Below are 21,382 nucleotides of genomic sequence, written 5' to 3'. Positions count from 1 at the left end.
TCGATCAGTGGATGACGACCGGCGGTTTGCCCTCGTCGTCGAGCAGGTGGCTCGCCTCGCGCTTCTTGGGCAGGAAGAGCGTCGCGACGAACGTCACCACGCACAGCGCGAACGCGATCCAGAAGCTGTGCGCGAAGGCCGACGCGGCCTCCTGCGACACCAGCTTCTCGAACTGATCGCCGACCGACTGGACGTACTGCAGCACGGCGGCCGGCGGCTGCTCACCCGCCCGCTCGGCCTCGGCGAGTGCCTGCGCCGCGGACACGGCGTCGGAGTCCTTCTGCTGGTTGGTCAGCACGACCGAGATGATCGCGACGCCGACCGAGCTGGCGATCTGCTGGGTGATGTTGAGCAGCGTCGAGCCGCGAGCGACTTCGTGGTTGGTGAGCGTGCGCAGCGCGGACGTCATGAGCGGCATCATCGTCGAGCCCATGCCGAGACCCATGACGAACAGGACGCCGATGAGGTACGGGTACGGTGTGTCCGCCTCGATCCGGGTGAGACCGAACATGCCGGCGCAGATCAGCGCGAGGCCGACCGGCACGATGCGTCCGACCGGGAAGCGGTCGACGAGGGCGCCGGCGATCGGCATCGTCAGCATCGCGCCGATGCCCTGCGGGGCGACCAGGAGCCCGGCGTCGAACGGCGTCTCCATCCGCACCTGCTGGAAGTACGTCGGCACGAGCAGCAGCCCGCCGAAGAACGCGGCCGCGAACAGGAACATCGTGAGCGTCGAGATCGACAGGTTGTAGTTGCGGAACAGGCGCAGGTCCAGCAGCGGGTGCTGGGGCTTGAAGGAGTACGCGATGAACGCGAGCACCAGCAGGCCGCCGGCGAGCATCGTGGCCCACACCTTGGGAGCGGCCATCGTGCCCTCGTCGGGGATGGACGAGACGCCGTAGAGGAACAGCGCGAGACCGGGCGACATCATCAGCATGCCGAGGAAGTCGAACGACTCACCGGGCTGCGGGGTGTCCTTCGGCAGGATGATCCACGCGTACACGAGTGCGACGACGCCGAGCGGCAAGTTGATGAGGAAGATCCAGTGCCACGTGGCGTGATCGATGAGCCAGCCGCCGAGGATGGGGCCGAGGATCGGGCCCAGCAGCATCGGCACACCGAGGATCGCCATGAGGCGGCCCATCCGCTGCGGGCCGGCCGCTCGGGTCATGATCGTCATGCCGAGCGGCATGAGCATGCCGCCGCCGAGCCCCTGCACCACGCGGAACGCGATGAGCGCCTCGATGCTCTGCGCCGCGGCGCACAGCACGGAGCCGGCGGTGAACAGCGCGAGGGCGAGCAGGTAGAGCCGCTTGGTGCCGAAGCGGTCGGCGGCCCAGCCGGTCAGCGGGATGACGGTCGCGAGCGCGAGCGTGTAGGCGGTGACGGTCCAGGCCACGGTGGAGTAGTTCTGGACGTCGAGGTCGGTCATGAACGTCGGCAGCGCGACGTTGACGACGGTGATGTCGAGGATCGACATGATCGAGCCGAGGACGACGACGCCGGCGACCTTGAGGACGGCGGCGTCGATCTTCTCGGGGTAGTCGGGCAGCTCAGTGCTGGTCATTCAGGTCCTCTTTCGTGAGGGCGAGCAAGGGCGCGAGGGCCTCGCTGAGGCGCTCGCACTGATCGAGGTCGAGTCGGTTGAGCATGTGGCGCACGGAGTCGCGCTTGGCGTCGAGGTGCGCACGGGCGAGTTCGACGCCCTTGTTGGTGAGGGCGACGATCTTGACCCGTCGGTCCTGGTCGCACTCGGTGCGCTCGACGAGCCCGAGCTTGACGAGCTGGTCGACGTTACGGCCGGCGGCCGCGACCGAGAGCGACACCAGCTTGGCGATGTCCCCGATGGCGAGCGGTCCGTCGGTCTGCGCGAGCGTGAACAGGGTGCGGGCCTGCGAGAACGACAGGTCCATGGCGAGGAAGACCTCGTAGGCCTCCGACTCGGCGTTGATGAAGACCCGGCCGAGGAAGGTCTCGAGATCGGCGAAAGCGGCCGAGCGCGGGTCTGAGGACGTCACCCCAGAATACTAACGCTACTGCAACTATTGCGTCTCCGTGATCGTTGCCACAGCGCAACGTCCGGAAAGCGGCGAGCAGTTCCCCTAGGTGGTCGAGTAGCGGCGAGGAACGAGCCGCGTACCGAGACCACGTCGACCCGTCTCGATACGGTCGCTCGCTGGCGCTCGGTCGCTACTCGACCACCTGCGTCATCGAGTCGCGGCGCCGCCGGTAGTGACGCCGGACCGGCGCGCAGGCGCACCAGTCGGCAGCGGAGGCGAACAACCTCCGGGCGTGCGCCAAGTTCCCGGCCTCGGCATGGAGTTCGGCGAGAGCGCCAGCCGTCCGGTGGTCCCGCGGGTCGAGACCGTCGAGTTCAGCCAGAGCGTGCTTGGCGCCATTCACGCGGGCGACGGCGACGGCACGGTTGAGCCGGATCACCGGGTCGTCCCCGCTCATGGCGAGCAGGCGGTCGTAGAACGTGAGCGCCAACGGCCAGTCCGTCTCCTCGGTGCTGAGCGCCACCGCGTGGACGGCCGCGATCAGCGCCTGAAGACGCAGTTCCTCGGCGAAGCCGGCGGCTGGGTCGAGGGCCAGCAGTCGCTCCATGGCGCCGTCGATTTCATCGTGCCGCCAGCGCCGACGGTCTTGTTCGGCGAGCAGCACGAGGTCCCCGCCGCGTCCGCCCGTGCGTCCCGCCGCGCGTGCTGCAGTTCCAGGAGTGATCGCAGCGCCTGCACGTCGGTACGCCCGGGCGGGAGGTCGTCGATGACGGCGACGAGCCGGATCGCCTCGGCGCAGACCTCCGGACGTACCGCCAGATCGCCCTCGGACGGGGCATACCCGGACGTGAAGAACAGGTGAGCGGTGCGGAGGACTCCCTCCACGCGGTCGTCGAGCGCGGACCCGGTGGGCAGCTCGAACGCGTGGGCTCCGCAGCGGCGCGTTGCCGGGCTCGGGTGAGGCGTGCCGACATCGCGGCGGGCGCGACGGCGAACAGCCGCGCGATCTCCGTGGTCGGCACCGCCAGCACCCAGCGCAAGGCCAGGGCGGTCTGGGCATGCGGGGGAAGCGCCGGGTGACAGGCCAGGAAGACCAACCGCAGCATGTCGTCGGGGACGGCCTCGAGCCGAGGTTCACCGGCCTCGGCCCGGTGCGTGAGGTCCTCCGCGATCCTTGCTGCTGCCCGGTGGGCGCTCGCCTCGCTGCGCAGCCGGTCGATCACTTCGCGCTGGGCGACCCGGTGCAGCCACGCGACCGGCGAGGCGGGCACCCCGTCGGTCCCCCAGAGTCGGGCGGCTTTCGCGAACGCCTCCGCCAACGCGTCCTCGGCGAGGTCGACCCGTTCGAATCGTGCGGTGAGGAGAGCGAGGAGTCGCGGCCGGTGCTCGCGCCACGACTCCTCGATCACCTCGTCGGCGGTCACGACTCCGGCGCGTCCAGCAACCGCCGTACCTCGACCGCGCCGCCGTCGAAGGTCATGAGCTTGCACACATCGAGCAGGTCATCGAGATCGTCCGTCGCCACGATGTAGAAACCACTGAGCTGCTCGGTGGTCTCGGCGAACGGACCGTCGGTGACGACGTGACCGGAGCCCTCCGGCCGGACGACTTTGGCGTGCTTGGAGTGCTCGAGTTCCGCGCCACCAGTGATTTCGTGGCCTCGGGCGGTGAGCTGCTCGGAGAACTCCCGGTGCCGGTCGAACACCTTCTCGCGTTCTTCGGGACTCATCTGCTCCCAGACGTCCTCGTCGCCGGGGAGGTTGATCAAGTACTCGTGGCCATGGTTGTCCTTCCATCGTTGGTCACCACGATGACGGACCGAGGACGGGAATTTCGACACTTCGCATAGGATTTCCCGGTGCCCACACGCTCTGACCTTCGTAACGTCGCCATCGTCGCCCACGTCGACCATGGCAAGACCACCCTCGTCGACGCCATGCTCCAGCAGCAGGGCGCGTACGCGGAGCACGAGGAGGTCACCGAGCGGGTGATGGACTCGGGCGACCTCGAACGCGAGAAGGGGATCACGATCCTCGCCAAGAACACCGCGGTCCGCTACCAGGGACCGGGGTCGGACGGCGGCGTCACGATCAACATCATCGACACCCCCGGCCACGCCGACTTCGGCGGCGAGGTGGAGCGCGGTCTGTCGATGGTCGACGCGGTCGTGCTGCTGGTCGACGCCTCCGAGGGCCCGCTGCCGCAGACGCGCTTCGTGCTGCGCAAGGCGCTCAGCGCGAAGATGCCGGTCATCCTCGTCGTCAACAAGGTCGACCGTCCTGACGCGCGGATCGCCGAGGTCGTCAACGAGACGTACGACCTCTTCATGGATCTGCTGCCCGAGGACGCCGACGACGACGCACTCGACTTCCCCGTCGTGTACGCCTCGGCGAAGGCCGGCCGCGCTTCGCTCGAGCAGCCGGCCGACGGTGGCCTGCCGGACAACGACAACCTCATCCCGCTGTTCCAGACGATCATGGAGCACGTCCCGGCCCCCGAGTACGACGCTGACGCCCCGCTGCAGGCGCACGTCACCAACCTCGACTCCTCGCCGTTCCTCGGCCGCCTCGCCCTCGTGCGCGTCAAGAACGGCGTGCTGAAGAAGGGCCAGCAGGTCGCGTGGATGAAGCGCGACGGTTCGGTCGAGCGGGTCAAGGTCACCGAGCTGCTCATCACCGAGGCGCTCGAGCGTAAGCCCGGCGAGCAGGCAGGACCCGGCGACATCGTCGCCATCGCCGGCATGTCCGACATCATGATCGGCGAGACGCTCGCCGACCCCGACAACCCGATCGCGTTGCCGCTCATCACCGTCGACGAGCCGGCGATCTCGATGACGATCGGCACCAACACCTCGCCGCTCGCCGGCCGCGAGAAGGGCACCAAGGTCACCGCCCGCCTCGTGAAGGACCGCCTGGACAACGAGCTGATCGGCAACGTGTCGATCCGTGTGCTGCCCACCGACCGTCCCGACGCGTGGGAGGTCCAGGGTCGTGGCGAGCTCGCGCTGGCGATCCTCGTCGAGCAGATGCGCCGCGAGGGCTACGAGCTGACCGTCGGCAAGCCGCAGGTGGTCACCAAGCAGATCGACGGCAAGCTGCACGAGCCCGTCGAGCGGCTGACGATCGACACGCCCGAGGAGTACCTCGGCACCGTCACGCAGCTGCTGGCCGTCCGCAAGGGCCGCATGGAGCAGATGATCAACCACGGCACGGGCTGGGTCCGGATGGAGTTCCTGGTGCCGTCGCGCGGTCTGATCGGCTTCCGCACCGAGTTCCTCACCGACACCCGCGGCACCGGCATCGCCCACCACGTGTTCGAGGGCTACGAGCCGTGGCACGGCGAGATCTCGACGCGCCCGTCGGGATCGCTGGTCGCCGACCGCGCTGGTGCGGCGTCGTCGTACGCGATGACCAGCCTGCAGGAGCGCGGCACGCTCTTCATCGACCCGGGCACCGAGGTGTACGAGGGCATGATCGTCGGCGAGAACTCCCGTGATGACGACATGGACGTCAACATCACCAAGGAGAAGAAGCAGACGAACGTGCGCTCGTCGACGGCCGACAACTTCGAGAAGCTGATCCCGCCGAAGAAGTTGTCGCTCGAGCAGTCGCTGGAGTTCTGCCGCGAGGACGAGTGCGTGGAGATCACGCCGTCGGCCGTGCGCATCCGCAAGGTCATCCTCGATTCGGGCGAGCGCGCCCGCGCCGCCCGCAAGCGGGGCTGACCTCGGGCTAGTCTGGCCGCGATGACTCGCGACGCCGGATTTCACCGGGAACCTGAGCAGTCGACGTACCGCGTCGGCGACGCGCCGCGCTACAGCGGCATGGCGATCTACCGGTTCGTGCTCGGATGTCTCTTCGTGGCGCTGGCGATCGCCGGCGCGGTCGCGTTGGTGCTCGGCGTGGAGGCGGGGCATCCGGCCTTGATCGTGGGGTACGTGCTCGCGGGTCTGACCGTGTGCTTCTTCCTCGGCTCGTTCCTGCCGGACAACGGGAGCGGCTCGACCGACCCCGGCCAAGGCACGGACTTCGCGGTGCAGAACACCGACTGAAACGGCGGCGGGTTCCCGCACGGGTCGGCGTCGCCCTCCCCAACGGAAGCGCTGACTACACTCCGGCCATGCCCCACGCGCTCATCGAAGTTCGCCGTCGCTGGTCCGAGGACGAGGAAGCCGCCATCATCGACGCCGTCCACGGCGCGCTCGTCGAGGCCTTTCAGATCCCGGCGCACGACAAGCATGTCCGCCTCGTGGTTCACGAGCCGCATCGTTTCGCGTGCCCGCCCCATCTCCACGAGCCCGAGTTCGCGACGCTCGTCAGCATCGACTGCTTCACGGGTCGCTCACTCGACGCCAAGCGGCACCTGTATGCGGCGATCGTCGACCGCTTGACGGAACTCGGCATCCCGGGCGATCACGTCTCGATCGTCCTTCGCGAGAGCCCCGTCGAGAACTGGGGCGTCCGCGGAGGGCGCGCAGCGAGCGACGTCGATCTCGGTTTCGACGTCACCGTGTGACCACGGTCGCCCTCAGAACAGGCTGGCCGCGGTGCGGACGGTCTGGATGACGCCGTAGGCGAGCGGGATGCCGACGACCGCCCAGGCCACGACCAGCAACGGGGTCGTGGCCGTCTGCGCGGTCGACTCGGGCCCGGCCTCGGCCTCGACCGGTGCATCGTCGGCCGTCGGCTCGGTCCCCGCCTTCTCGCGCGGTTCGTGGAACTTGTCGGCGACCGGCCGCACCAGGATGTTCGCGAGGAATCCGACCACCAGCACGCCGACCATCGTCAGGAGCGCGGGTCGATAGTCGGCTGCGGTGAGGGCACCGGGCTCGCCGCGGGCGTCGAGGAAGCCGTTGATGATGAGCGGCCCCGCCACGCCGGCTGCCGACCACGCGGTCAGCAGCCGGCCGTGGATCGCGCCGACCTGGAAGGTGCCGAACAGGTCACGCAGATACGCGGGGATGGTGGCGAATCCGCCGCCGTAGAAGCTGAGGATCACGCCCGCGAGCAGTGCGAACAGCAGCACCGAGGCGGAACCGCCGAAGGCGAGGGTGGCGTAGAGGACGACCCCGAGGCCGAGGTAGACGATGTAGATGTTCTTGCGGCCGATGACGTCCGACGTCGACGACCAGACGAAGCGTCCGGCCATGTTGCACAGCGACAGGAACCCGACGAAGCCGGCGGCAGCGGAGGCGGCGACCGTGGACGAGTCGCCTTCACGGAAGAAGTCCTGGATCATCGGCGCGGCCTGCTCGAGGATGCCGATGCCGGCGGTGACGTTGCAGAACAGCACGATCCACAGCAGCCAGAACTGCGGCGTCTTGACCGCGTTGTTCGCGGACACGCTCTCGGTGGTGACGAGGGCCTTGCTCTTGACGGTGCTGGGATCGAATCCCTCCGGCCGCCAGCCGGGAGCGGGCACGCGCACCAGCCAGGCGCCGAACAGCATCACGATCAAGTACGCCACGCCGAGAGTGAGGAACAGCTTGCCGACGGCGCTGCCGGACGCGACGCCCTCCTCCATCGCCGGGTCGTAGAGATCGAGGAGGTTGCGCGACAGCGGGCTGGCGATCATCGCACCACCACCGAAGCCCATGATCGCCATGCCGGTGGCGAGCCCGGGACGGTCGGGGAACCACTTGATGAGCGTGGAGACCGGGGAGATGTACCCGATGCCGAGACCGATACCTCCGATGACGCCGTAGCCGAGATACAGCAACCACAGCTGCCCGGTGAAGATGCCGAGCGCACCCACGAGGAAGCCGACCGACCAGCAGACGGCGGCCGCCACCATGGCGCGCCGCGGTCCGCCGGTGTCCACCCACGTGCCGAACACTGCGGCCGACAGACCCAGCATCACGATCGCGATCGAGAAGACGATGCCGACTTGCGTGAGCGAGACGTCGAAGTGCTCGACCAGCGACGCCTTGTAGACACTCGTCGCGTACACCTGGCCGATACAGAGATGGACGGCCAGCGCCGCCGGTGGGATCAGCCATCGGTTGAACCCCGGCTTGGCGACGGTGCGTTCCCGGTCGAGCACTGCAAGCGACATGCGCTTCCCCCTGTATCAGCATGAACGTGACGCGGGTCTCAGCCTAAACGTGGAGAGCGATGTGCGCAGCGACTTGTTGAGTGGATGGGGCTGTGTCAGATGCCGTGCTGTTCGCCTGGCAGTCTCAGATTGCGAAGAAGCAGACGATCGGCACAGCACCGAGCGCTGCAGCCAGCGCTAGCCCGGCGAGGTCCATTCGAGACCACGTTGCCGGCTCGGCCCAGGTGCGGCCGCGGGCGTCGGCGAAGCCCCGTGCGTCCATCGCGATGGACGAGGAGGACGCTCCCCGCATGGCCTGGACGAGGAGAGCGAAGGCCATCGACCCGCTGTGCTTCACCTGCCCGACGGGGTGACGGCCGGGCGCGACGCCGCGAGCTCGTCGGGTGCGTTCCAGCGACTCCCACGTCTGCGCGAAGCCGCTGAACCGCTGCAGCGCCGCGGAGAACGCCGCGACTCCGCGGGCCGGGAGGCGAAGCGTCTGCGCAGCGTAGTCGGAAAGACGCCCAGGGTCGATGAACCCGACCATCACCGAGCCTGGCCACGCCAGCACCAGGATCCGCAGGCCCGCCACGGCGGCGACCTCGGTGTTCTGCCCGCCGAGCCGCCACGTCGAGTAGACGATCGTGACGGCCGCGAACCCGGAGAACGCCAGGCACGCGAGCGGGTAGCGCCACGTGGGTAGGAAGATCAGGGCGGCCAGCGCGTAGAGGCCGATCGTCACAGCGGCGACCGGCAGTGAACGGACCGCGAAGGACCCGATGAGCGAGAACGCGCCCACCGACAACAGCACGAGGGGGTTGACCCGGGTGATCAGCGTCCTCATGTCGCCGTCACCGCCTCACCCACGGCGATCTCCACGTCGCGAGGCGCGTCGGGGTCGTGCGTGGCCAGAGCGACGACCGCACCCGCTCGCGCGGCCGCGGTGTACCAACCGGTCACGACCGCCCAGGTGTCGCGGTCCTGTCCGACGGTCGGCTCGTCGAGCGCGACGAAGCCCGGGCGATGCGCGAGAGCGCTGATCATCGCGAGCCGCCGTTGTTCTCCCCCGGACAGGCGATACGGGTGCGAGGGAGCGAACCGCTCCAGGCCGACGAGCGCGAGCAGCTCGTCGGCTTCCACCTCGACGCCGAGCACACTCGCCGTGCGTTCGACCTCCTCGCGCACGCTCGTCGTCAGGAACCCCAGCTCGGGGTTCTGCGGCACCCACCCGACCTCCCGCGCCAGCTCTCGCGACCGCATCCGCGTGCGGTCCGGCGTCACCGTTCCGCCGGACACGCGGACGAGGCCGGTCATCGCGAGCAAAGCGGTCGACTTGCCGGCACCACTCGGACCGGTGATCGCCGTGGTCGTGCCGGGAGCGAGTCGCGCGGTGAAGCCGGAGAGCGCACGGTGCCGGCGTGTGCCGCGGATCATCCGCGTGGTGAGGACGACGTCGGACGCGTCGACGGCTTCGGGGACAACTGCGGGCGACACGAACTCGGCGGGGATCTCGATGGGCGTGGGCGGTGGGGCACCGGGCATCCACAGCCTGGGCCGACCGCCCGAGGCGAGGAACTCCGCCACCGATCCGTCGAAGCCGACCACGCCCCCAGGATCGAGCGCGACCACGCGGTCGACGTGGTCGAGCCACGGCTCGAACCGGTGCTCGACCACGACGAGCGTCCTGTCGCCCACGGCGGCCAGCACGGCGTCGCGAGCCCGCTCGGCCGCGACCGCGTCGAGCATCGAGGTGGGCTCGTCGAGCAGCACCACATCGGGCTCGGTCGCCAGTACCCCGGCGAGCACCAGCCGCTGTTGTTCGCCTCCCGACAGCGCCGAGGTGAGGTGGTCGCGCGGGTAGTCCAGCCGCACCGCAGCCAGGGCTGCGTCGACGCGCCGCCAGATCTCGTCGCGCGGCAACCCGAGGTTCTCCGGACCGAAGGCGACATCACGGCCGATCCGCTCGGCCACGATCGCGTCGGCGGGGTTCTGCAGCACCAGGCCGAGTCGGCCGTCGACGCTGACGTCGCCCGTCGCCTCACCGGAGATCGTCGTGCCGAGCGCGCCCGCCGCCGCGTGGAGGATCGTCGACTTGCCGCTGCCACTCGGGCCGACGAGCAGCACCCGCTCGCCGGGCTCGATGTGGAGGTCGAGCCCGGCGATCGTGGGGTTCTTTCGGCCGACTGGCCGCCAGGTGAAGCCCCGGAAACTGATCGCGCCGGAGCGCATGGCGGCTAGACCTCCGTGGTGGTTTCGCGGCCGGCCGCGAAGGAGTCGAGCACCCCCGCGGTGGCGAGCGCGCGGGTCAGCGCCCAGCCCCCGACGCCGGCGACGACGATGCCGGACACCACGAAGAAACCGAGGTGCGCGAGCTGGTAGCCGAAGCTCCAGTCGGAGTAGTAGGAGTACCACTCGTAGACGGACTCGAAGGCGGCCGAGAGCGCACCCGCCGCCGCGGCGACGACGAGACCGAAACGGCGGTAGAAGAACGCGAGGAAGATCAGCTCGGCGCCGAGGCCCTGGAAGAAGCCAGAGGCGAACACGCTGAAGCCCCACTGCGTGCCGCCGACGATCAGCGTCGAGACGGCCGCGGCGATGAACTCCGTGGCGAACGCGGCGCCCGGTTTGCGGACGATCAGACCGCCGACGACCCCGGCCATCAACCACACGCCGCCGAGCAGCGCCGAGGACGGCGGGAACGCGAACAGCGCGAGGTTGCTGAGCGGCTCGTAGAGCTTGCCCCACGCCCAGAACACGACGCCGAAGGCGACGCCGAGGGTGGCGATGGTGACGAGATCGATCGTGCGATACCGCAGATCGAGGGTAGGACGGGTTGCAGAACTCATCGTGACTCCCTTCGCCGGTGCTAACCGGAGCAGGTTCAAGGGTCTGCGGCTTCTCCGCACTCTCAGCGCCCTCTGCATGGCGCTCCCCTGTCGTGTGTTCTCCACCCTAGCAGCGGGGAGATTCGCTGACTGATCGAGCTTCTTTGGCACTCCTCCGGGTGAATTCACCCGGAGGAGTGAGGGAAAACCTACGTAACCTGGTAATCCGTCAGCCGTCGGCGAGGAGGTCGTGACGGCCGAACATCTCGGCGGTGGCGCGGGCGGACGGAGTTCCGGCGTCGGGGTCGGCTCCGTGCTCACGCAGCGCGGCGACGACGTCGTCCTCACCCTTGAACACGGCACCCGCCAGCGGGCTCTGCCCGCGGTCGTTGAGTCGGTTGACGTCCGCCCCGCGCTCGGCCAGTGCCCGAACGGTCGCCGCGTGCCCGTGGTACGCCGCGAGCATCAGCAGCGTGTTGCCCTGCGCGTCCGTGAGGTCGACCGGTGCGCCAGCGTCGACGTAGGCGGCGAGGCGCTCGGTGTCGCCTTGGCGGGCGAGGTCGAACAGTTGGTGCGCCAGTTCGACGAGTCGGGGATCGGGTTCCTCAGTCACCGTTCCAGCGTACGGGCGTCTCGCTCGTGACCCTCCAGTAACTTCCGCAGCGCTGTGTCGTTGGTCACAGTGACTCTGGAGGTGGTCATGCGTCGCGTCGTCGCCCTCGTCCTGTCCCTCGGTCTGCTGCTCGCGCCATCCGCGGCCCCGGCAGAACCCAGCGCACCCGGCTCGTCGTGGAGCCCGCGTCCCGCGGAGTATCCGAGCTCGGTGACAGAGAGCAACGTCGCGATCCAGATGTCCGATGGGCTCGAACTGCGCGGTGACATCGTGCGGCCAGTGGACGAGAGCGGCGACGTCGTCGACGAGCCGCTTCCCGTCGTCGTCACCATCACCGCGTACAACAAGAGCGCACTGTCGGCGGCGGGCTTCGGCGGCGGCGAGGCCGACTACCTCGTCTCACGCGGCTACGTCCGGCTGACCGTCGACGCGCGCGGCACCGGCAACTCCCCCGGTGTCTGGCAGGTGTTCGGCGAACGCGAGCAGCTCGACGCCAAGGAAGTCGTCGAGTGGGCGGCGCAACAACCCTGGAGCGACGGTTCCGTCGGCATGTCCGGCGCCTCCTACATGGGCATCAGTCAGCTGTTCGCCGCCGGCCAGCAGCCCGAGGGCCTGGAAGCGATCTTCCCGCAGGTCCCGAGCGCCGAGGTCTACCGCGACGTCGTCGCCTCGGGCGGCCAGCTGGACGTCGGCTTCATGCCGCTGTGGCTCGGGCTCGTCAACGTCACCGGCATCATCCCCGGCACCTCGCTCGAATCGATCGCGGTCGTCCTGCAACACCTCCTGGGCACCACCCCGTCGAGTCTGAGCCTGCTGCTGAACGCCTTCGTCGGTGGCGAGCAGGCCTACGACGGACCGTTCTACGAGGAGCGGTCCACGCTGACCCGGTCCGTCCCCAACATCGACGTCCCCACGTTCCTCGTGGGCGGCCACTACGACCTCTTCCAGCGCGGCACCCCGCTCGTCTTCGAGGAACTCCACGAGCGCGGCGTGCCGGTCAAGATGATCCTCGGCCCCTGGGACCACCTGCAGGGATCGAGCGGCGCGGAGATCGTCGAAGCCGGCTACGGCACCCTCGACGAGCTTCAGCTCCGCTGGTTCGACCGCTACGTCAAGGACCTTCCCGACCCGACCCTCGACGCCGACATCGCCGACTTCACCTACTACGAACTCGGCTCCGGCCAGTGGCGCGAGCGCAACGACTATCTCGACGAGCAGGCGGTCTCGGTCTTCCGCCTCTCGGGTACGTCTGCCCCGATCAGCGGCGGCGGCAAGCTCAGCGAGCGTGAGGAAATCGAGAACGGCAGCTCCTCGATCGCGCCGATCGCGCTCGCCGGCCTGTGCTCGCGCTCGGCGACGCAGTGGACAGCGGGCATCACCAACCAGTTCCCGTTCCCCAACCCTTGCAACACCGACAACGCACTCAACGACCGGCTGGGCGTGGTGTTCGAGACCGAGCCGCTGACTGAGCCCCTGCACATGCTCGGACCGATCGCCGCCCGGTTGTACGCGTCCAGCACCACCGGGGACGGCCTGCTCTCGGTGCATGTCTCACGGGTCCAGCCCGACGGGCGCGTGGAGCGGCTGACCGGCGGCTGGCAGGTCATGTCGCTCGCCGCTCTCGACGAGGAGAAGTCGGTGAAGCTCGGCGACGAGATCGTGCAGCCGTGGCACCCGTTCACCCGCGACTCGCGGCGCGTGCGCGCGCCTGGCGAGATCACGCCGGTCGATGTCGAGGTGTTCCCGACCGGTGCCGTGATCAACCCTGGCGACCGGCTGCGGATCTCGGTGCAGACGTTCGACCTGCCGCACCTCGCGCCGACGCTCGAACAGCTTCCGGGCGCGCTCGGCGTGATGACCATTCACAACTCGCCGGAGCATCCGTCGCGACTCGTCGTACCCGACCTCGCCGGCGAGGCGCCCCCGGTGAGCGAGCCCGGCGGCGCTGACGACTCCGGTCTCGTCGGCGCGATCGAGGACGCGCTGGGCGGCGCGGCGGGACTCCCCGTCGCCGCGGGCGCCGAGTCCGAGAAGAGCTGGCCGGCACGGGTCGCCGACGCGCTCCTGCCCGCCACTGGCTCCCCGATGTCCGGGGTGCTGATCCTCGCCGCCGTCGCGCTCGTGCTCGGCGGCCTGGCCCTGCGACTTCGCCGGCCTGAGGAGCCGCCGTCGGCATAAGCTGCGGTCATGGGCATCGCCACCGACCTCATCCTCATTGCGACCGACCCGAACAGTCACAAGCTGCAGATCAACAGCGCCAGCAACGACGCGATCCTCGGCGGAGCGCACCTGCTCGACCTCGTCAAGGAGGGCCGCGTCGGAGTCGAGGCCCACGGCAAGAAGAAGGTGAAGGTCTTCGTGGTGGATGGCGCACCCGTACCCGACCCGGAGATCGACGCCGCACTCGATCGTATTCGCGACGGCAAGAAGCGCAGAGCGGCCGATGCGGTGACCCGCATGGGCAAGAACGGCATCAAGAACGCCTACCGACGTCTCTGCGAGAACGGTCAAATGCGCGCCCTGGACGAGAAGTTCCTCGGCTTCGCGTTGCAGCGTCATGAGGTCGTTGACATGGCCGGACGCGAGGAGTTGCGCGCGCGAGTACGTGCGTCCCTCCTGCAGGGTCAGCCGGCCGACGAGCGCACCGGACCGCTGATCGGCCTGCTCCACGCGAGCGATCAACTCAAGCTCGTCGTCGACAAGCACGAGCGCAAGCAGGCGAAGGCGGCGGCCGAGAAGATCAGCGAGGGTGACTGGGCGAGCGCCGGGGTCAAGGACGCGATCGCAGGCGCGCAAGCTGCCCTCATGGTGGCGATGATCGCGCCGGCTGCGGCGGCGTCAGCCAGCTCCTGAACCGTTCATCGATCACAATGGGCACCATGCCTTCGGTCCGCACCCCTGACCCGAATCCTGGCTGGCTCTCGGAGTTCCAGCTCGAAGAGACGCGAGCACGCGTGCCGATCCTCTACGTCGAGGCGGTCCCCATCAGGGTCGACGCGCTCGGTCAGGTCGAGCACGTGGGTCTCCTGCTCCGCGGCTCCGCACAGACCGGCGGGATCACGCGCACGCTCGTGTCAGGCCGGGTACTGCACGGCGAATCGATCCGCGGCGCACTGATCCGCAATCTCGAGAAGGACCTCGGCCCGACCGCCTTCCCGCAGGTCCCGCCGTCCATCACGCCGTTCACGGTCGCCGAGTACTTTCCGGTTCCCGGCGTCACGCCGATGTACGACGCGCGCCAGCACGCCGTCGCGCTGGCCTACATCGTGCCCGTCACGGGCGAGTGCGACCCGCGCCAGGACGCCCTCGAACTCACCTGGCTCACCCCCGAGGACGCCGCGATGCCCGGCATCCTCAACGAGCTCGAAGGCGGCCGCGGCCACCTGCTCAAGCAGGCCCTCGCTCACCTGTGTGTCCTGCCATGAGGCTGCACATCCGCGACGCCACCCCGGCCGATCTGCCCGCGATCCTCGCGCTCACCGCCGAGGACTCGATGCACTACTACGCCGACGAGCCCACCGAGCCGACCCCCGAACTCCTGGCCGCGCTCGACGAGATCACCCGCGACGCGCATCAGCGACTCCTGGTGGGTGAGCTGGACGGCGTGGTCGTCGTGACGGCGCAGGTGACGTACATGCGGATGCTGAACGGCAACGGAGCGCTGTACTGCCAGGTCGAATCCGTCCGCACGGCGTCACACCTTCGCGGTCAGGGTCTCGGCGGTGAACTCATGCAGTACATCGAGGACGAGGCGCGCTTACGCGGTGTCGCGCGCATCCAGCTGACGTCGAACGCGCAGCGCAAGGACGCGCACCGCTTCTACGAGCGCCTCGGCTACACCGCCAGCCACGTCGGAATGAAGAAGTACCTCTGAGCCCCGGCGACGGCCGATCGTAGGGTGGCCCCGTGACTGTCCCCGACACCCTGACACCGGCCGACCGCGAGCACATGGAGCACGCACTGCGGCTCGCCTGGGACACCCTCGCCGCCGGCAACTCCCCGTTCGCTGCCGTCCTCGTCGCTGCTGATGGCCGCGTGCTCGCCACGGGTCAGAACGCCTTCGCGCAGAGCGGGGATCCGACCTCGCACGCCGAGCTCGACGCGATCCGCGCCGTCGCCGATACCGATCGCGGCGCGCTTCTCGGAGCCACGATGTACGCGAGCGGCGAGCCCTGCCCGATGTGCAGTGCCGCGCTGGCCTGGGCCCGGGTGTCCCGCGTCGTCTACGGCGCCGCCGCCCCCGACATCCGTGCGATCTACCCGAGTCCTGTCAGCTTCACCCTGCGATGCGCCGAGGTGATCGCGGCTGCCGACGCCGACATCGACGTGACCGGACCGGTCCTCGGCGAGGAGGGGCTCGCCCCGTTCCACGAAGCCGCCTCCTCGTGACCCGACCCGCGCCGAGCCCGTGGTTGATGCTGGCCGTCGGCATGTTCGGGCAGCTCGCCGGGACGCTCGTGGTCAGCACGCCACCCTTCCTCATTCCGCATCTGCACCTGACCGAGGACGTCAGCCTGGTGTCCGCGGGAGCCCTCGCCGCCGCTCCCACGGTCGGCACGATGCTGAGTCTCGTCGCGTGGGGTGCGGTCGTCGACCGCTTCGGCGAACGTCTCGCGATGGTGGCCGGGCTCTCGCTCGTGACGGTCGGCGCGGCCGGCGCCTTCACCACCAGCTCGCTGACCGCCCTCGGCGCCTGGTTCTTCCTCTGCGGTCTCGGCGCGGCCAGCACCAACGCAGCGAGCGGCCGGCTGGTCGTCGGCTGGTTCCCGGTGCGCCGCCGCGGGCTCGCCATGGGCATCCGCCAGACCGCCCTGCCGCTGGGTGTGGGCGCGGCGGCGTTGCTCGTCCCGAACGTCGTCGACGCGGCCGGCCTCCGCCCGGCGATCCTCACGGTGACGGCGTCGGCGGCGGTCGCGACGCTCGCGTCGCTCGCCATCGTCGATCCGCCGCGACCCGAACGGCCCGCCGCCTTCTCCGGTTCTCGTCCCGACAACCCCTACCGCGGCCAGCGCACGCTCGTGCGCATCCACGTCGCCTCGGCGCTGCTGGTGGTTCCCCAGTACGCCATCTGGACGTTCATGCTGCTGTGGCTCATCGACGCCCACGGGTGGTCGACGACCGCCGCCTCCGCCCTCGTCGCCGTGACGCATGTGCTGTCTGCCGGCGGACGAATCGGTGTCGGCTGGTGGTCCGACCGTCTCGGCTCGCGGCTGCGGCCCATGCGGTGGGTGGCGATCGCCGCCGCGGCGGTCATGCTCGGACTCGGACTGCTCGAAGGGAACTCACTCGGCATCGGGCTGGCGGTCGTGGCGACCGTCGTCACGGTGGCCGACAACGGGCTCGCCTTCACCGCCGTCGCCGAGCGAGCGGGTCCGTTCTGGTCGGGCCGGGCCTTCGGCATCCAGAACACCGGCCAGTACCTGACCGCGGCAGCGGTCCCACCGGTCCTCGGAGCCGTCGTCACGGCAGCGGGTTACGGCTGGGCCTTCGGCGCCGTCGCCGTCGTTGCCGCGTTCGCCGTCGCCGCCATTCCGGAGGACGTTGCAGCGCTGGACTGAGCTGCGCGACGGCGGCCTCAGCGCGGGCCGCGACTGGCGCACTCGTTACCCCCGGGTAACATGACCAGCGCGTGAACGAACTCGCCCGGTATGGACAGCCTTAGTGAGATAGGCCGCATTCGGGCGACTAGTCTCAGCACCACCTGTACGGTCCGATCCGGAGGATCCCATGAGCACGGTCTCGATCGTCGCGGGAGTGATCTCGCTTGCCGTCACCGCAGTCGCGGTTTACCTGGCCGTCGTCGGCGTCAATCAGATGCTCCGCGTCATGCGCGCGGGCCAGCCCGCGGTCGGACGCACCGATCAGCCGGGCAAGCGGCTGGCCACGATGCTCAAGGAGACCGTCGGCCACACGCGCATGCTCCAGTGGACCTGGATCGGCATCATGCACTGGCTGGTGTTCGCCGGCTTCATCTACCTGAGCTCGGCCGTTCTCACCGGTTACTTCCAGGTGTGGAACCCGCACTTCATGCTGCCGATCATCGGCACCTGGTATCCGTTCATCTGGCTCACCGAGGCGCTGTCCTGGCTGACGGTCATCGGCATCGCGTACCTCATCATCTATCGCCAGAAGCACCACCCCAAGCGCCTCGCGCGCCAGAGCCGCTTCTTCGGCTCGACCTTCTGGCAGGCGTACTTCGTCGAGTTGATCATCCTCGGCGAGGGCCTCGCGGGCATCTTCATCCGCGCGTCGGAGTACCGCCTGCTGCAGGTTGAGGGCTCCGAGGACGCGAACCTCGCGCACTTCCCGCTGACCGGCTGGATCGGCGAGACCTTGTTCGGCGGCCTGTCGGCGACCGGCGCCGAGAACGTCATCGTCGTCGTGGCCCTCGCCAAGATCCTCATGGCGATGGTGTGGCTGGCCGTCCTGGCCCGCAACATCACGATGGGCGTCGCCTGGCACCGCTTCACCGCGTGGTTCAACATCTACTTCAAGCGCGAGTCCGACGGGAACGTCGCGCTCGGCGGCCTCGTCCCGCTGTACCTCGGTGGCGAGCAGCTGTCGATGGAGAAGATGGAGGACCTCGAGGAAGAGGACTTCGAGAAGCTCGGTGTCGGCAAGGTCGAGGACTTCAGCTGGAAGGGCATCCTCGACTTCACCACGTGCACCGAGTGTGGTCGCTGCCAGAGCCAGTGCCCCGCTTGGAACACCGAGAAGCCGCTCAGCCCGAAGCTGCTCGTCATGGGCCTGCGCGAGCACGCCTACGCCAAGATCCCGCTGCTCGAGCAGGACGGCGACACGCTCACCGAGGTGCAGCAGCGTGAGCTCGAACGTCCGCTCATCGGTAGCGAGGAGCTCTTCGGCGTCATCGATCCGGACGTGCTGTGGTCCTGCACCAACTGCGGTGCCTGCGTGCAGCAGTGCCCCGTCGACATCGAGCACGTCGACCACATCGACAACATGCGCCGCTACCAGGTGCTCGTCGAGTCCAACTTCCCCGCCGAGCTCAACAACATCTTCAAGGGCCTCGAGCGCAAGGGGAACCCGTGGGGCATGAACCCCAAGGACCGCATGGCCTGGGCCAAGGATCTCGACTTCGAGGTCAAGCAGGTCGGCGTCGACGTCGAGAGCCTCGACGAGGTCGACTGGCTGTTCTGGGTCGGCTGCGCCGGCGCCTTCGAGGACCGTGCGAAGAAGACCACGCAGGCCGTCGCCGAGCTGCTGAACATCGCGGGCGTCGACTTCGCGGTGCTGGGTGACGGCGAGACCTGCTCGGGTGATCCCGCTCGCCGCGCCGGCAACGAGATCGTCTTCATGCAGCTCGCGATGGAGAACGCCGAGGTCTTCAAGGAGACCAAGGTCAAGAAGGTCGTCTCCACCTGCGCCCACTGCTTCAATACGCTGAAGAACGAGTACGCGCAGTTCGGTGTCGAGCTCGAGGTCGTGCACCATACGCAGCTGCTCAACCGCCTCGTGCGTGAGGGCAAGCTCAAGCCGGTCCCGCCGGCCGCAGGCGAACCGCAGAACACGATCACCTACCACGACCCGTGCTTCCTCGGTCGCCACAACCAGGTCTACGAGCCCCCGCGCGAGCTGCTCGGCGCGATCCCCGGTTCGACGTACGCCGAGATGCCGCGCAACAGCGAGAAGTCGTTCTGCTGTGGCGCCGGTGGCGCGCGCATGTGGATGGAGGAGACCCTCGGGTCCCGCATCAACATCAACCGCACCGAGGAAGCCATCGCGACCGGTGCCGACCAGATCGCCGTCGGCTGCCCGTTCTGCCGCGTGATGCTGTCGGACGGTCTGACGGCCAAGCAGGCCGCGGGTGAGGCGCGGGTCGAGGTCGAGGTGCTCGACGTCGCCCAGATGCTCCTCGCGTCGGTCAAGCGCGAACCCACGGCCGAGGAGACCGAGGCCGTGGTGAGCGAGGCTGAGGCTGCCACCGCTGCCGCGGCGACCGGTGGAGGCGACGAGGACAAGGCCACGGAGGCGGAGCCCGACGCCGAGGACCGCGCCGACGACGCGACCATCTCGGACACCGAGGAGGCCGGCGCGGGTGCCAAGGCGACCGTGACCGGCGAATCGGACGAGGGCGACAAGGCTGACCTCAACGAACCGATCACGCATGACCGCCAGGAGGACATCGAGATCGCGGCGGAGAGCAACATCGCCGTCGATGAGGAAGGCAAGGGCCACGGTGGCCGCACCGAGACGGTCGAGGAGGCCGGCGAGGGCGAGGTCGTCTCGGCTGACGAAGTTGCGGAGGAGAAGTCCGAGGACGATGCTGAGGCGACTGCTTCCGAGCAGTCCGAGCCCAGTGAGCCCAGCAACGAGGAGGCCGAGTCCGTGACCAAGGAAGCCGAGGAGCCCAAGCCCGAGCAGACGGCGCCCGAGTTCGGCGACGCGACCGACCCGCAAGGTGAGGTCATCAACGCCGACGACGACCGGCCCGAGATCCCGGCCACCAAGGACAACGACGACGCCCCGGCCGAGGAGCTCTACGAGGGCGACCCGCACGCCGACCACGAGACCGCCGAGCGCAACGAAGAGCTCGACGCCATCGAGGACGACGACAAGAAGTCCTGATCCGCACCAGCGAAGGCCCCGCACGAAAGTGCGGGGCCTTCGCCATTCCCAGGGCGAGGCGCTCGAGCCCGGGCCCGGTTGCCACGGAGTGAGACCAGTTGACGCAGTGGTCTCGATCGTCGGTCGCTGAGCGACCTCCTACTCGACCACCTATGTCCGGTTTAGGTGGTCGAGTAGCGGCGAGCTCTGCGAGCCGCGTATCGAGACCATCAGCGTGACGTGGTCTCGCTCCGTGGCGGCTACGCCCCCATTGCCACGGCTCCATTGCCCCTCGTTCCTCGGGCCTACTCGACCATCCGATCAGGCGCTGTGCACAAGGGGCGAAAAGTGTCGGTGGCCTTCTCTAGATTAGGAACATGATCGGGGAAACGAGCGACCAGCGCATCGCAGAGTTGGGCGTGCTGCAGGTCGAGCGTGCCCGCGCCGAGTACCGCGTCTGGTCGGCAACCCTCAAGGTCCTCGACGCAGAACGCGATCGGATCGAGCGGGAGGTGGAGCCGCAGCAGCAGGACCTCGCGCTCGCGGCCGTCCGGTCGGTAATGGCGCAGGCGAACGGGTGGTCCGAACACCAGGCTGCGAGCCGGATCCACGAGGCGGAAACCGCCCGCGACGACCTCCCCGCGGTATGGAGAGCCTTCTCGGAAGGAGCCCTCGATGCCGCACGGGTGTCAGTGCTCGCGAACGGCGCATGGAAGTTGACCAAAGAGCGTTCGATCGCGCGTTTGGACGCACGTTCGGTGGCTTTCGCGGCCACGCACACCGTCGGTGAGCTGCGCCGGTGGGTGAAGCGGTTCATCGCCCGCGTCGAACCCGACGAGGTCGAGAAGCGCTACGAGGACATCGTCGCGGAGCGGTCGGTCACCATCCACCACGATGAGGACGGCACCGGCAGCCTGTACGCCGAGAATCTCCCGTCGTATGTCCTGGCTGGGATCGATCAGCGACTCGACCACGCAGCGAGGTCACTGAGTGACGACGACCGGACCCTGCACCAGCGCCGCGCCGACCTGCTCGTCGACGCGCTCGACCACATCGACCCCGACAACGAACCCGCACGCACCCCGAACATGGCGATCGGCGTGATGGTTCCCGCCTCCACCCTGGCAGGAATCGACGACCAGCCCGCGATCAGCGCCGACCGCGACTGGATCATCCCCGCGAACATCCTCCGCACACTCGCCACGAGCGGCAACCCGTTCTGGTACCGGCTCACCACCGACGACAAGGACGATGTTCTCGCCGCCAGCTACCGCGGATACTCACCACCGGACCACCTGAAAAACGCCATCCGCTACAGAGACGGCACCTGCAGATACCCCGGATGC

The 21,382-nt window shown here is 68.8% G+C and carries 21 protein-coding genes, 1 pseudogene and 1 riboswitch; of the genes and pseudogenes, 11 read left to right on the top strand and 11 right to left on the bottom strand.

Going from position 1 to position 21,382, the window contains the following annotated elements; all coding sequences use genetic code 11:
• Positions 1 to 4: 4 nt before the first annotated feature.
• From EHW97_RS01730 to EHW97_RS01710, 6 genes and pseudogenes are all read right to left on the bottom strand, one after another.
• Entirely contained in the window at positions 5 to 1,567 is a 1,563-nt protein-coding gene (locus EHW97_RS01730; protein WP_124235450.1) for a DHA2 family efflux MFS transporter permease subunit, read from the bottom strand.
• Positions 1,554 to 2,018 carry a MarR family winged helix-turn-helix transcriptional regulator gene (locus EHW97_RS01725; RefSeq protein WP_208001822.1) on the bottom strand — a complete coding sequence of 155 codons (465 nt, stop codon included), beginning with the start codon at positions 2,016 to 2,018 and terminating at the stop codon, positions 1,554 to 1,556. The genes EHW97_RS01730 and EHW97_RS01725 overlap by 14 nt, the downstream gene beginning before the upstream one ends.
• A 172-nt stretch (positions 2,019 to 2,190) precedes the next feature.
• Entirely contained in the window at positions 2,191 to 2,607 is a 417-nt protein-coding gene (locus tag EHW97_RS01720) for an RNA polymerase sigma factor (RefSeq protein WP_124235449.1), read from the bottom strand.
• Positions 2,541 to 2,885, bottom strand: a complete 345-nt coding sequence (locus tag EHW97_RS15920; RefSeq protein ID WP_378079910.1) for a DUF6596 domain-containing protein — start codon at positions 2,883 to 2,885, stop codon at positions 2,541 to 2,543. Before EHW97_RS15920 ends, EHW97_RS01720 begins: the two co-directional genes overlap by 67 nt.
• A 68-nt stretch (positions 2,886 to 2,953) precedes the next feature.
• Positions 2,954 to 3,409 (bottom strand): annotated as a pseudogene (locus EHW97_RS15915) (sigma factor); the annotation flags it as partial.
• Between the two features lie 11 nt (positions 3,410 to 3,420).
• On the bottom strand, positions 3,421 to 3,768 hold the full coding sequence (locus EHW97_RS01710) for a YciI family protein (RefSeq protein ID WP_166367347.1): 348 nt from the start codon (positions 3,766 to 3,768) through the stop codon (positions 3,421 to 3,423).
• A gap of 90 nt (positions 3,769 to 3,858) precedes the next feature.
• Here EHW97_RS01710 and typA point away from each other — a divergent pair, with 90 nt between their 5' ends.
• The 3 genes from typA (at position 3,859) to EHW97_RS01695 (ending at position 6,515) form a co-directional block, all read left to right on the top strand.
• Positions 3,859 to 5,724, top strand: coding sequence for a translational GTPase TypA (gene typA, locus EHW97_RS01705; protein ID WP_124235446.1), 1,866 nt, complete (start codon positions 3,859 to 3,861; stop codon positions 5,722 to 5,724).
• A gap of 21 nt (positions 5,725 to 5,745) precedes the next feature.
• A complete protein-coding gene (locus EHW97_RS01700) occupies positions 5,746 to 6,051 on the top strand; it encodes a hypothetical protein (RefSeq protein ID WP_124235445.1) in 306 nt (101 codons plus the stop codon).
• Between the two features lie 68 nt (positions 6,052 to 6,119).
• Positions 6,120 to 6,515 carry a tautomerase family protein gene (locus EHW97_RS01695; protein ID WP_124235444.1) on the top strand — a complete coding sequence of 132 codons (396 nt, stop codon included), beginning with the start codon at positions 6,120 to 6,122 and terminating at the stop codon, positions 6,513 to 6,515.
• A 12-nt stretch (positions 6,516 to 6,527) separates the two neighbouring features.
• Here EHW97_RS01695 and EHW97_RS01690 read toward each other — a convergent pair whose 3' ends face one another.
• The 5 genes from EHW97_RS01690 to EHW97_RS01670 all read right to left on the bottom strand — a co-directional run bounded on the left by EHW97_RS01690 (position 6,528) and on the right by EHW97_RS01670 (position 11,471).
• Positions 6,528 to 8,054, bottom strand: coding sequence for an OFA family MFS transporter (locus tag EHW97_RS01690; protein ID WP_124235443.1), 1,527 nt, complete (start codon positions 8,052 to 8,054; stop codon positions 6,528 to 6,530).
• A gap of 124 nt (positions 8,055 to 8,178) precedes the next feature.
• A complete protein-coding gene (locus EHW97_RS01685; protein WP_124235442.1) occupies positions 8,179 to 8,877 on the bottom strand; it encodes an energy-coupling factor transporter transmembrane component T family protein in 699 nt (232 codons plus the stop codon).
• Positions 8,874 to 10,262: an ABC transporter ATP-binding protein gene (locus EHW97_RS01680; protein ID WP_124235441.1), complete on the bottom strand. Its 1,389-nt coding sequence runs from the start codon at positions 10,260 to 10,262 to the stop codon at positions 8,874 to 8,876. Before EHW97_RS01680 ends, EHW97_RS01685 begins: the two co-directional genes overlap by 4 nt.
• A 5-nt stretch (positions 10,263 to 10,267) precedes the next feature.
• Positions 10,268 to 10,879 (bottom strand): ECF transporter S component, encoded by a 612-nt coding sequence (locus EHW97_RS01675; RefSeq protein WP_124235440.1) that lies wholly within the window; start codon positions 10,877 to 10,879, stop codon positions 10,268 to 10,270.
• A riboswitch (TPP riboswitch) is annotated at positions 10,869 to 10,978 on the bottom strand. It overlaps the preceding gene by 11 nt.
• Before the next feature lie 109 nt (positions 10,979 to 11,087).
• On the bottom strand, positions 11,088 to 11,471 hold the full coding sequence (locus EHW97_RS01670) for an ankyrin repeat domain-containing protein (protein WP_124235439.1): 384 nt from the start codon (positions 11,469 to 11,471) through the stop codon (positions 11,088 to 11,090).
• 87 nt (positions 11,472 to 11,558) lie between these two features.
• Between EHW97_RS01670 and EHW97_RS01665 the strand changes: the two genes are divergently transcribed.
• The 8 genes from EHW97_RS01665 to EHW97_RS01630 form a co-directional block, all read left to right on the top strand.
• Positions 11,559 to 13,649, top strand: a complete 2,091-nt coding sequence (locus EHW97_RS01665; RefSeq protein ID WP_124235438.1) for a CocE/NonD family hydrolase — start codon at positions 11,559 to 11,561, stop codon at positions 13,647 to 13,649.
• 9 nt (positions 13,650 to 13,658) lie between these two features.
• A complete protein-coding gene (locus EHW97_RS01660) occupies positions 13,659 to 14,324 on the top strand; it encodes a GOLPH3/VPS74 family protein (protein ID WP_124235437.1) in 666 nt (221 codons plus the stop codon).
• A gap of 26 nt (positions 14,325 to 14,350) precedes the next feature.
• A complete protein-coding gene (locus tag EHW97_RS01655) occupies positions 14,351 to 14,896 on the top strand; it encodes an NUDIX hydrolase family protein (RefSeq protein ID WP_124235436.1) in 546 nt (181 codons plus the stop codon).
• On the top strand, positions 14,893 to 15,345 hold the full coding sequence (locus EHW97_RS01650; protein ID WP_124235435.1) for a GNAT family N-acetyltransferase: 453 nt from the start codon (positions 14,893 to 14,895) through the stop codon (positions 15,343 to 15,345). Before EHW97_RS01655 ends, EHW97_RS01650 begins: the two co-directional genes overlap by 4 nt.
• A 32-nt stretch (positions 15,346 to 15,377) precedes the next feature.
• A complete protein-coding gene (locus tag EHW97_RS01645) occupies positions 15,378 to 15,860 on the top strand; it encodes a nucleoside deaminase (protein ID WP_208001821.1) in 483 nt (160 codons plus the stop codon).
• On the top strand, positions 15,857 to 17,029 hold the full coding sequence (locus tag EHW97_RS01640; RefSeq protein WP_208001820.1) for an MFS transporter: 1,173 nt from the start codon (positions 15,857 to 15,859) through the stop codon (positions 17,027 to 17,029). The genes EHW97_RS01645 and EHW97_RS01640 overlap by 4 nt, the downstream gene beginning before the upstream one ends.
• Before the next feature lie 169 nt (positions 17,030 to 17,198).
• On the top strand, positions 17,199 to 20,057 hold the full coding sequence (locus tag EHW97_RS01635; RefSeq protein ID WP_124235434.1) for a heterodisulfide reductase-related iron-sulfur binding cluster: 2,859 nt from the start codon (positions 17,199 to 17,201) through the stop codon (positions 20,055 to 20,057).
• Between the two features lie 356 nt (positions 20,058 to 20,413).
• On the top strand, positions 20,414 to 21,382 hold a 969-nt coding region (locus EHW97_RS01630; protein WP_124235433.1), incomplete at its 3' end, for a DUF222 domain-containing protein.

The sequence above is a fragment of the Aeromicrobium camelliae genome (genome assembly GCF_003850045.1).
In the GTDB taxonomy this organism is placed as follows: Bacteria; Actinomycetota; Actinomycetes; order Propionibacteriales; family Nocardioidaceae; genus Aeromicrobium; species Aeromicrobium camelliae.
Note: the sequence above shows the minus strand (reverse complement) of the source record. Positions and strands in the feature narration are given on the sequence as shown.